The 9849-nt window shown below is 66.0% G+C and carries 13 protein-coding genes and 1 pseudogene; 6 read left to right on the top strand and 8 right to left on the bottom strand.

All coding sequences use genetic code 11. The features are described from left to right. Nucleotides 1-32: 32 nt before the first annotated feature. Nucleotides 33-1118: a bifunctional DNA-binding transcriptional regulator/O6-methylguanine-DNA methyltransferase Ada gene (ada, locus tag G3N92_RS26515; protein ID WP_206130551.1), complete on the bottom strand. Its 1086-nt coding sequence runs from the start codon at nt 1116-1118 to the stop codon at nt 33-35. 495 nt (nt 1119-1613) lie between these two features. On the opposite strand from ada, the gene G3N92_RS26510 reads away from it, so the two are divergent. Beyond that, a complete protein-coding gene (locus G3N92_RS26510) occupies nt 1614-2024 on the top strand; it encodes a VOC family protein (RefSeq protein ID WP_206130550.1) in 411 nt (136 codons plus the stop codon). Nucleotides 2025-2037: 13 nt separating this feature from the next. On the opposite strand, the gene G3N92_RS26505 is transcribed toward G3N92_RS26510, so the two are convergent. Next, the gene (locus G3N92_RS26505) at nt 2038-2592 is read right to left on the bottom strand and encodes a YaeQ family protein (protein WP_206130549.1); all 555 of its coding nucleotides are present in this window, start codon (nt 2590-2592) and stop codon (nt 2038-2040) included. 197 nt (nt 2593-2789) lie between these two features. Here G3N92_RS26505 and G3N92_RS26500 point away from each other — a divergent pair, with 197 nt between their 5' ends. Beyond that, nucleotides 2790-2960: a hypothetical protein gene (locus G3N92_RS26500; protein WP_206130548.1), complete on the top strand. Its 171-nt coding sequence runs from the start codon at nt 2790-2792 to the stop codon at nt 2958-2960. A gap of 28 nt (nt 2961-2988) precedes the next feature. Here the strand turns inward: G3N92_RS26500 and G3N92_RS26495 are convergent, their stop codons facing one another. Beyond that, a complete protein-coding gene (locus G3N92_RS26495; RefSeq protein ID WP_206130555.1) occupies nt 2989-3276 on the bottom strand; it encodes a hypothetical protein in 288 nt (95 codons plus the stop codon). A 108-nt stretch (nt 3277-3384) separates the two neighbouring features. Next, the gene (gene mnmE / locus G3N92_RS26490; protein WP_206130547.1) at nt 3385-4779 is read right to left on the bottom strand and encodes a tRNA uridine-5-carboxymethylaminomethyl(34) synthesis GTPase MnmE; all 1395 of its coding nucleotides are present in this window, start codon (nt 4777-4779) and stop codon (nt 3385-3387) included. A gap of 348 nt (nt 4780-5127) precedes the next feature. Here mnmE and G3N92_RS26485 point away from each other — a divergent pair, with 348 nt between their 5' ends. Then, complete coding sequence (locus tag G3N92_RS26485; RefSeq protein ID WP_206130553.1) at nt 5128-5550, top strand: transcriptional regulator; 423 nt, start codon at nt 5128-5130, stop codon at nt 5548-5550. A 371-nt stretch (nt 5551-5921) separates the two neighbouring features. Continuing rightward, nucleotides 5922-6344, top strand: a complete 423-nt coding sequence (locus G3N92_RS26480) for a transcriptional regulator (protein ID WP_206130546.1) — start codon at nt 5922-5924, stop codon at nt 6342-6344. 159 nt (nt 6345-6503) lie between these two features. On the opposite strand, the gene yidC is transcribed toward G3N92_RS26480, so the two are convergent. The 4 genes from yidC to rpmH all read right to left on the bottom strand — a co-directional run bounded on the left by yidC (nt 6504) and on the right by rpmH (nt 9147). Then, nucleotides 6504-8159 carry a membrane protein insertase YidC gene (yidC, locus tag G3N92_RS26475; protein WP_206130545.1) on the bottom strand — a complete coding sequence of 552 codons (1656 nt, stop codon included), beginning with the start codon at nt 8157-8159 and terminating at the stop codon, nt 6504-6506. Between the two features lie 8 nt (nt 8160-8167). Then, nucleotides 8168-8434, bottom strand: coding sequence for a membrane protein insertion efficiency factor YidD (yidD, locus tag G3N92_RS26470; RefSeq protein WP_206130544.1), 267 nt, complete (start codon nt 8432-8434; stop codon nt 8168-8170). A gap of 94 nt (nt 8435-8528) precedes the next feature. Beyond that, nucleotides 8529-8939 carry a ribonuclease P protein component gene (gene rnpA, locus G3N92_RS26465; RefSeq protein ID WP_241015034.1) on the bottom strand — a complete coding sequence of 137 codons (411 nt, stop codon included), beginning with the start codon at nt 8937-8939 and terminating at the stop codon, nt 8529-8531. Between the two features lie 73 nt (nt 8940-9012). Next, nucleotides 9013-9147: a 50S ribosomal protein L34 gene (rpmH, locus tag G3N92_RS26460; RefSeq protein ID WP_004198824.1), complete on the bottom strand. Its 135-nt coding sequence runs from the start codon at nt 9145-9147 to the stop codon at nt 9013-9015. Nucleotides 9148-9566: 419 nt separating this feature from the next. Between rpmH and G3N92_RS35375 the strand changes: the two are divergent. Then, a pseudogene (locus G3N92_RS35375) lies at nt 9567-9665 on the top strand (DnaA N-terminal domain-containing protein); the annotation flags it as partial. After that, on the top strand, nt 9635-9849 hold a 215-nt coding region (locus tag G3N92_RS26450; protein WP_206130554.1), incomplete at its 3' end, for a hypothetical protein. The pseudogene G3N92_RS35375 and the gene G3N92_RS26450, both read left to right, overlap by 31 nt.

Below are 9849 nucleotides of genomic sequence, written 5' to 3'. Positions count from 1 at the left end.
GGGGGCCAGGGCGGCAGCCGCTGCGCGCCGCGTCATGCGGCGTCGTCGAGCGACAGCGCGGCCGGCTCGCCGGACGCCTGCCGCGCTTCGGCCGCGAGCAGCGCCGCCTTGCGTTCGGTGCCCCAGCGATAGCCGGTCAGCGCACCGTCCTTGTGGATCACGCGATGGCACGGAATCGCGAGCGCCACCGGGTTCGACGCGCAGGCGCTCGCCACGGCCCGCACCGCGCGCGGCGAGCCGACCGCCTCGGCGATCTGCGTGTAGCTGCGCGTCTGGCCGTACGGGATCTGCTGCAAGGCCTCCCAGACGCGCTGCTGGAACGCCGTCGCGCTGATGTCGAGCGGCAGCGCCATGCGCTCGCGCGTGCCGCGCAGGTATGCCTCGATCTCGCTCAGGAACGGCGCCAGACGCTCCGGCGCGGCGATGCACTCGGCGTTCGCGAAGCTGGTGCGCAGATCGTCGACGAGCGGCGCTATCGCGTCGCCAAACGCAATGCGGCAGATGCCGCGCGAGGTGGCCGCCACCAGCACCTGGCCGAGCGGCGTGGGCGCGGTGGCGTAGTCGATGCGCAGCCCCGCGCCCTTGCGCCGGAACACCGACGGCTTCATGCCGAGCTCGCGCGGCACCGCCTCGTAGACACGCGACGACGATTGATACCCGGCATCGACCGCCGCGCGCGTAACCGGCGCGCCGCCCTCGAGCGCATCGCGCAACGCGGCGCCACGACGCGCCGCCTGATATTGACGCGGCGTCACGCCCACCACGCGCTTGAACAAACGCTGCAAATGGAACGGGCTCACATGCACGGCCGCGCTCAACTCGGCCAGCGTCGCGCGATCGCTCGCATCGAGCACGGCGCGGGCGCGCTGCACGATCTCCACCTCGCGTGGCAATCGCTCGGGCTGGCAGCGTTTGCAGGGCCGGAAGCCGGCTTCGCGCGCCGCCGCCGGCGCGTCGAAGAACGCCACGTTCTCGCGACGCGGCATCCGCGACGCGCAGCTTGGCCGGCAGAACACGCCGGTGGTACGGACTGCGTAGAAAAATGCGCCGTCGGCCCCGGCATCACGCGCGACGAGGGCGGCCCAGCGGGATTCGTCGGTCGAGTATTCGGAAGACATGATCGCCTCGCAAAAACGGTGGGAACGGTAGGCACTCTACGTGGCGCGCCCGGCGCCGCCTGCCGGAATCTTGCGCTGTCATTCGGCCAGGCTAACGGGGTACGAACCGAAGCGCCGGCAGCCCGCGCCGCACGCCAATTAAGCGAGAACTACACCCAATTCCGCCGCGCTTTGCCGCAGCGCGCGAAACGGCCGAAACAGTGCGACACATTGACTCCGTGACGATATTTTGCAATCGCTTTATTGCGACGCACCATCGGCCTGTGTATAGTTGGAACTGTCTCCTCCATGTCTCCTCCTGATATGGATTAAGCCCGCTCCGCTAGAGCGGGCTTTTTTTCGTCCATCGTTCGGGCACATGCCGTTGGTGCATCGCTGTGGGCATTTTGCGCGCATCGCGTCCCGTCCGTCGAGCTGGCCGAATGGCCGACTCGATGCGCCGCGCTCGATCGTCTAGACTCGTTCGCTCCACGCCTGCAACAGGAGCCGCACCCCATGAAACCCGTGATTCTCGGCATCGACCACGTCGTGCTGCGCGTCGCCCACATGCCGTCGATGCTGCGTTTTTACTGCGACGTGCTGGGCTGCCATCTGGAAAAGGAACAGCCCGATCTCGGGCTCATGCAATTGCGTGCCGGCAGCACGCTGATCGACCTGCTGCAGCAGAACGCGCCGATCGACCGGGCGGACAGCGGCATACCGGGCGCGGGCCGCAACATGGATCACCTGTGCCTGCGCGTCGAGCCGTTCGATGCCGGCGCGTTGCGCGCTCACCTCACGGCGCACGGCGCCGCGCCCGACGAGCCGGCCGAGCGCTATGGCGCGGACGGCTACGGGCCGTCGATCTATCTGTTCGATCCCGAGGGCAACCGGGTGGAATTGAAGGGGCCGCCGCGCGCGGTGTAGCGAAGAAAGGGTGTTACTCGCCGTCGCGCGGCTTCAGCACGCTCCACTCGACCGCAACCGGATCGTGCGAGGCGCTCGACAGCCAGGCCGAGCCGTCCTGAATCGTGCATTGCAACCGCATCGTCCGTTCGGCCATCGCGCCGAGCGCCTCTGCGGCGCCTTCGGCCAGCGTCAGCACGCGCACGTTGCGCAGGCGTTCCACCTTGCTGCGCACGCCCTGCCACCAGATGTCCGAGGTGCGGCCGCCGTAGGCGATCACGTCCACCTGGGCCGAACGGCCGCTGGCCTTCGAGATGCGCCGCTCGTCGGGCTGGCCGATGTCGATCCAGGCCTCGATCGCGCCCGTCAGGTCCTTCTGCCAGAGGTCCGGCTCGTCCGTGTCGGACAGGCCCTTGGCGAACTCGAGCCGTTCGCGCGCGAGCAGCGCGAATGCCACGATGCGCACCATCATGCGTTCGTCCGTTTCGGACGGATGACGGGCCACCGTCAGCGTGTGGTCGGCGTAATAGTGCCGGTCCATATCCGCGATTTGCAGTTCAGCCTTGTAGATCGTCGATTTGAGCGCCATCCGGTGTCGTGCCGCGTGCGGGCGAAAGGTTCGGTCGGGGCGTGATGATACCGAATGCGCGGGGCGCGCGCCCGAAATCGGGGTAAAGGCTATGGCCGGCGGCGCGTCATACGGGAAAATCCACGACGTGCCGCTGGCGCGCTGCCTAGAATGAAAAGCAGGGCGGTGCGCTGCCCGTCAGCCGCACGGAGGCAATCGTGGTCGAGCAAGTGATCCTGGGCATTTTTCTCGTGCTGCCGCTCGTGATCGTCGCGGCATTGTTCTCAGACGAGCTATGGCAGGAACATCGCCGGCGTCATCCGCGCGCGCTCCACGCGGCGCCGATCGACTGGCGGCATCCGTGGAAGCATTGGCGGCGCGGGCATTGAGGCGTTCGAAGGCCGTTCGCGCCCCGCTTCAGTGGTTGCCGTTCATGCGCTGTTCGTACATGCGCTCCTGACGCACGTGCTCTTCCTGAATGCGCTCCTCGCGCATCGTTTCCTCGTGCTGGCGCTGATAGTGCAGTTCTTCCTGCTGATGGCGTTCCGCGCGCAGATAATCCTCGCGATTGTTGACGCGGATGAAACCGCCTTCTGCCTCGGCCGATGAGTAGGTCTGCGAATCAAGCTGGGCAAGCGCCGGCAGCGCAGCGGCGGACAATGCGCACGCCAAGCAGCCGGCGAGCAAGCGTGAAGATAGGGACATGGCGGACTCTCGTCGATGGCGGGTGATCGAACACCGTAGCATTCGAGATCGCCCGGCACGACGGACGTGCGAAGCAGGCGGCGCGGATGCGAAACGCGCCGGCGACGCTTACTTCCCGATACAAAACCGGCTGAAAATCACGCCCAGCAGATCATCCGACGTGAATTCCCCGGTGATCGAATTCAATTGCTCCTGCGCGAGCCGCAGCTCCTCGGCGAGCAGATCGAGCGCCTGCGCGTTCTGATCCGCGTGCGCCGCGGCCTGCGCGAGATGCGCCTGCGCCGCGCGCAGCGCAACCAGATGCCGCTCGCGCGCGAGATAAACGCTCTCGGCCCCGGCCTGCCAGCCCGCGATGCGCAGCAATTCCGCGCGCAGCAGGTCGATGCCGTCGCCGCGCTTCGCCGACAGGCGCAATTCGCTCAGATCGGCCTCGCCATCGAGATGCACGACCGATGCGGCCTCCTCGCTGAGGTCCGTCTTGTTGAACACGCGTACCACCGGCACGTTGGCGGGAAACCGCCCGGCGATCGCGCGATCGTCGTCGCCCAGCCCCGTGCGCGCATCGAGCAGATGCAGCACGACATCGGCACGCTCGATCTCGCCCCAGGTGCGCGCGATGCCGATCTTCTCGACCTCGTCGTCGGTCTCGCGCAGCCCGGCCGTATCGATGATGTGCAGCGGAATGCCTTCGACCTGGATCGTCTGCGCCACCTTGTCGCGCGTGGTGCCGGCGATCGGCGTGACGATCGCGAGCTCCGCCCCGGCCAGCGCGTTGAGCAGCGACGACTTGCCGACGTTCGGCTGCCCCGCCAGCACCACCGACATCCCCTCCCGCAGCAACGCACCCTGACGCGCCTCGCCAAGCACCTGCACGAGCCGCGCGCGGATGTGCGCGAGCTTGCCGCGCGCGTCGGCCGCTTCGAGGAAATCGATCTCCTCCTCGGGGAAATCGAGCGTCGCCTCGACCAGCATCCGCAGGCCGATCACATCGTCGACGAGCGCATGGATCTCGCGCGAGAACACGCCGTCGAGCGAACGCCCCGCCGAGCGCACGGCCGCCTCGGTGCTGGCTTCGATCAGGTCGGCCACGGCTTCGGCCTGCGCGAGATCGAGCTTGTCGTTGAGGAACGCGCGGCGCGTGAATTCGCCCGGCTCGGCCAGCCGCAGGCCATGCTCGCGGCCCGCGTCGAGGCAGCGCTGCAGCACCAGTTGCAGCACGATCGGGCCGCCGTGCCCCTGCAGTTCGAGCACGTGCTCGCCCGTGTAGGAATTCGGCGCGGTGAAATACAGCGCGATGCCGCGATCGAGCGCGGCGCCCGCCGCGTCGAGGAACGGCACATAGCTCGCGTGCCGCGGCGCCAGAACCTGCCCGCACACCGCGCGCATCAATGCCTCGGCCGCCGCCGCGCCGGCTCGGCCGAACGACACGCGCACGACCCCGATGCCACCTCGGCCGGCTGCGGTGGCAATGGCGACGATCGGATCGGAATCGGTAACGGGCATGGAGCAATCGAGGGCAAGGAGGATCGGGCCGGCATCGCCGTGGACGCCGCTGGAACGCCCGCATTGTAGCGTGGCGGCAGGAAGCTTTCTGGCGCTGAAACGGGCTTCATGGGGTTGAACGCATCAGCGGCCGGCGGCGTGTCATTTTCTCCCAATCAGGCGATTTTCTCGTTGCAAGACATGCGATCGAATCGGAGCACACATCCGGATCGACTCAATCACCTCTGTATTTACGAGATAATATCGATCGGCCCAGCCCATGCTCGTCGGCGCGCCCCGCCATCCGATGAGATAAATATGGCGCATCCGGTTGTCGCTGCGTCATGGCCTCGATTGCACAATCTGCGCATGCCGACCCTCGAAGAAAAAATGGCGTTTTCGGAACGCCTCAAATTCGCGCTACTACGCAGTCCCGAGAAACTTTCCGGCGCGACCGAGCTTGCCCTGCATTTCAACTTGCGCCATCGCGGCGAGCATTCGGTGTCGCCGCAAACCACGCACAAGTGGCTGACCGGCCGCACGGTCCCGACCGCCGACAAGCTCGCGACGCTCGCCGAATGGCTGCGCGTCGATCTGCACTGGCTGCACTACGGGCCGCCGCCCGCCACCAACGCGCTCGGCACGCCCCGCCCGTTGCCGCGCGACAAACGCTATCCGCCGACGCAGGAAACCATCGAGCTGGCGACCAAGATCGAATCGCTGTCGTCGCATCATCGTTACCTGGTGCAGGAACTGATCGAACAGTTCTATGGCGGCTCGCCGCTACGCTGACACCCGCTCGAGCCGGCCATCGGCCGCACGCTGCGACCCAATGTCACAATTTGGCCGGTTTCGACCGACGCCGGCCGGATTGGCCGTTAGTTGCATTTAGAGACAAGGCGGCGCATCGGCAAGACGTATGACCGTCGCGGGTCGGCACCCTGGTCGATCATGCGAAATTCTCCCAAGCACGCTAAATGCGCGGCAACCGGCGACACGCCGCCGCACATCCGAAGCACGCCGCCATGCCCGCCATGCAAGCATTTCCGAGATAACGCGCCAGCCGAGGCATTCGATGCCTCGGTTGAATCAACACGCATTTGAGATAAATATGACGTGACTGGTTGTCGGAGGCGTTGACGCCCGATTGCACAATCTGGCGCATGCCGACGCCCGACGAGAAATCGGCGTTCTCCGAACGCCTGAAATTCGCCCTGATGCGCAGCCCGGAGAAGGTCACGGGCGCGACGGAACTCGCGTTGCATTTCAATTTGCGTCATCACGGCGAGCAGCCCGTTTCGCCGCAAACGGCGCACAAATGGCTGACCGGCCGCACGATCCCGACGCCCGACAAGCTCGCGACGCTCGCCGGCTGGCTGCGCGTGGATGCGCACTGGCTCCACTACGGGCCGCCGCCGTCGATCGCCGCGCGCAATACGCCGAAGCCGCTGCCGCGCGACGCCACCTACCCGCCCACCCAAGAGACGATCGAGCTGGCCACCAAGATCGAGGCGCTCTCGCCGCATCACCGCTACCTGGTGCAGGAACTGATCGAGCAGTTTTACGGCGATTCGTCCGACCGCTGATTCTGCACCGCCGCGCGTCGCGTGTGACGCGCAATCGACGCGACACGGCGTCGCTTCCGCCCGCCGCACGCCGTACATCCCTATCGAACGCCCATGAAAAAACCGCCCGGTTCTGACACCGGGCGGTTCTTGTCGTGCGACGGGCTGGCCAGCTTAGGGTCAGGCAGCCTTCTTCTTGTTGCCGAGCGCGCGCGTGATGTAGTACTGCTGCGCCACGGACAGCACCGTGTTGACGACGTAGTACAGCACGAGGCCGGCCGGGAAGAAGAAGAACATGACCGAGAACGCCAGCGGCATGAACATCATCATCTTGGCCTGGACCGGATCCGGCGGCGTCGGGTTCAGGCGGGTCTGCACGAACATCGCGCCGGCCATCAGGATCGGCAGGATGAAGTACGGATCGCGCTGCGACAGGTCGTGAATCCAGAGAATCCACGGCGCGCCGCGCATTTCCACCGACGCCAGCAGCACCCAGTACAGCGAGATGAACACCGGAATCTGGATCACCACCGGCAGACAGCCGCCGAACGGGTTGACCTTCTCCGTCTTGTACAGCTCCATCAGCGCGCCGTTCATCTTCTGCGGATCGCCCTTGAAGCGTTCGCGCAGCGCCTGCATGCGCGGCGTGATTTCCTTCATGCGCGCCATCGACTTGTAGCTGGCAGCCGACAGCGGGAAGAACACGGCCTTGATCAGCAGCGTCAGCAGGACGATCGACCAGCCCCAGTTGCCGACATAGCTGTGGATCTTCTGCAGCAGCCAGAACAGCGGCTTGGCGATGATCGTGACCCAGCCGTAATCCTTGACCAGATCGAGGCCCGGGGCGATGCCTTCCAGCACGCGCTCTTCTTCCGGGCCGGCGAACAGGCGCGCCGACACGTCGGCCGACTGACCCGGCTCGATCGTCTTGACCGGCTCCTTGACGCCCACGCGGTACAGCTGGTCGATCTTCTCGACGTAGATGTCGCGCTTCACGCCCGCTTGCGGGATCCAGGCCGACGCGAAGTAGTGCTGAACCATCGCCACCCAGCCGTTGTCGGCCGAGTTGACGTATTCCGCCTTGTTCTTGTCGATGTCGCTGAACGTGATCTTCTGGAAGTGCTTCTGATCCGTGTAGACCGCCGGGCCAAGGAAGGTGTGCGAGAACAGCGGCGTTTCCACCGGCGTGGCGTCGCGGACGATTTCCATGTAGACCGTGGGCGCGACGGGGGCCGTGCCGACGTTGTCGATCTTGGTGTCGACGCCGATCACGTAGCTGCCGCGCGTGAACGTGTAGGTCTTCACGACCTTCACGCCGCCCTTGTCCTGCGACTCGAACGACAGCTTCATCGAATCCTGGCCGGCGGCCAGCACCGTGGGATTGCCCGCGGCCGGCGTGAAGACGTCGTTGTGGTTCGGGAAGTTGCCGCCCGTCACGCCGGTGCGCGCCAGGTAGGTGTGATCCTTGGTGTGATCGAACAGCGTGACGAACAGGTCGGGCTGCTTGCCGTCGCCTTCCTTCTTCAGCGTCAGCTTGGTCAGCGTGCCGCCGCGCGTGTCGATCTCGCCGTCATAGACGTCGGTCGAGAAGCGCACCAGCTGCGCCTGCGCGATCGGGGCGGTGTTGGCCGGCGCCGTGGTGGACGCGGCCGGCAGCGCTGCCGTCTCGCTGGCCGCGGCGGCGCCGCTGCTGGCGTCGGTCGAGGACGCGCCTTGGGTCTTCGTGACGTTCGGGAAGAACATCGACTGGCCCCCATGGGCTCTCTGCCAGTTGTCGTACAGCATGACCGCTGACATGAAGAAAATCACCCATAGGACGGTGCGTTTGATATCCATGCGTTGTCTCAGAGTCGATGGGACGGCGCTTCAGCTTCGTGGGTAGCGCAGGGACCGGAACGGGCCGGCGGAACGAGATCGATGCCGCCGGCGGAAAACGGATGGCAGCGGCACAGACGCTTCGCGGCCAGGTACGAGCCGCGCGCGGCGCCATGATACTGGATTGCCTCGCGCGCGTAATCCGAACAGGAGGGGTAAAAACGGCAACGGCTGCCGAGCAGAGGACTCAAGGCAGCCTTGTAGAAACGCAGCAACGCGATCAATACCGTTTGCATAGCAGTCGGCGCTTGCGCGCCGTCGTGTGACCGAACGAGCATGCCCGCGAGGCACGCCCGGCCCGATCCTCGGAAAAGCTCACCGGCGCGCGCCTCAAGCGCCCGCCGGCTTCACGGGGCCGCGCTTGGCGATTTCGCGCGCCGCCTTGTCGAGCAGCTCACGAATCTCGCCTTCGCACAGCGCGGCGAGCGGCGCGGAAACCGCGCTCGGCATCGCCTTGCGATCGAAACGCGTGTGCAGCCGCAGCAGCAGATCCCAGCCGGCGAACTCCGCGCGCCGCTGGCGGAACGCCTCGCGTGCGAGGCGTTTCACCAGGTTGCGCGTGGCCGCGCGCGGCGCGAACTTCTTGCCGATCACGAGACCGAGACGAGCGTCGCCGCCCACCGGCTTGCCGTAGATCACGAAATGTGCGCTGCGCCGCCAGGGGCGCAAACGAAAAACGGATGAGAACTCATCCGTTTTCAGAAGCCGCGCGGCTTTCGGGAAGGTCGCGCCCACCAGCAACGGATCGATGCCGGGGTGTGCGACTGCGCTGCCCGCATCGCCGCTGACGGCGGACACGGCGCTTCGCCCGTCCTTAGATGGCGAGGCGCTTGCGGCCCTTCGCACGACGTGCGTTGATGACCTTGCGGCCACCCGCCGTCTTCATGCGGACGCGGAAACCATGGGTACGCTTGCGACGCGTGACGGAAGGTTGGTAGGTACGTTTCATGTTGCTCTCACTTGTTCGAGAATGTCGGTAATCAGGGACCGCGTGCCCGATCCTTCAGGCCACCGGGCGAACGCAATCGCCGAAAATCTAGGATTGGTTTTCGCGGAACCCGCTATTTAATCCGTTTTTCTGTGAGCGGTCAATACTTTAGCCCCGTTCCCGCCCCCTGTGCAGCAATCGGCACCCCCACCCCACCGACTGACGCACCCCTGTGGATAACTCCCGCGACGCACCCGTTTGGCGTTAGAATCTCGCCTTACCTCCAAGAATCCCGCACACCGCTCCGGCTCGTCCCGTGCCCGAAACCCTTGTGGCACGTGCCTCCGGAGCATGCTCGCCCGGCCGCACCGGGCCTTGTTGCCGATCCGCGACAAGGGCGGCCTCGCGCCGCTGTGCAACCCAAGAACGACAGCACCTAGATGAACGATTTCTGGCAACACTGTTCCGCCCTGCTGGAGCGTGAATTGACGCCCCAGCAGTACGTGACGTGGATAAAACCGCTGGCGCCGGTGGCCTTCAGATCGGACGCACCCGTTTGGCGTTGGAATCTCGCCTTACCTCCAAGAATCCCGAAAACCGCTCCGGCTCGTCCCGTGCCCGAAACCCTTGTGGCACGTGCCTCCGGAGCATGCTCGCCCGGCCGCACCGGGCCTTGTTGCCGATCCGCGACAAGGGCGGCCTCGCGCCGCTGTGCAACCCAAG

This window comes from Burkholderia sp. Ac-20379 (assembly GCF_017104645.1).
Taxonomy (GTDB): domain Bacteria; phylum Pseudomonadota; class Gammaproteobacteria; order Burkholderiales; family Burkholderiaceae; genus Burkholderia.
Note: the sequence above shows the minus strand (reverse complement) of the source record. Positions and strands in the feature narration are given on the sequence as shown.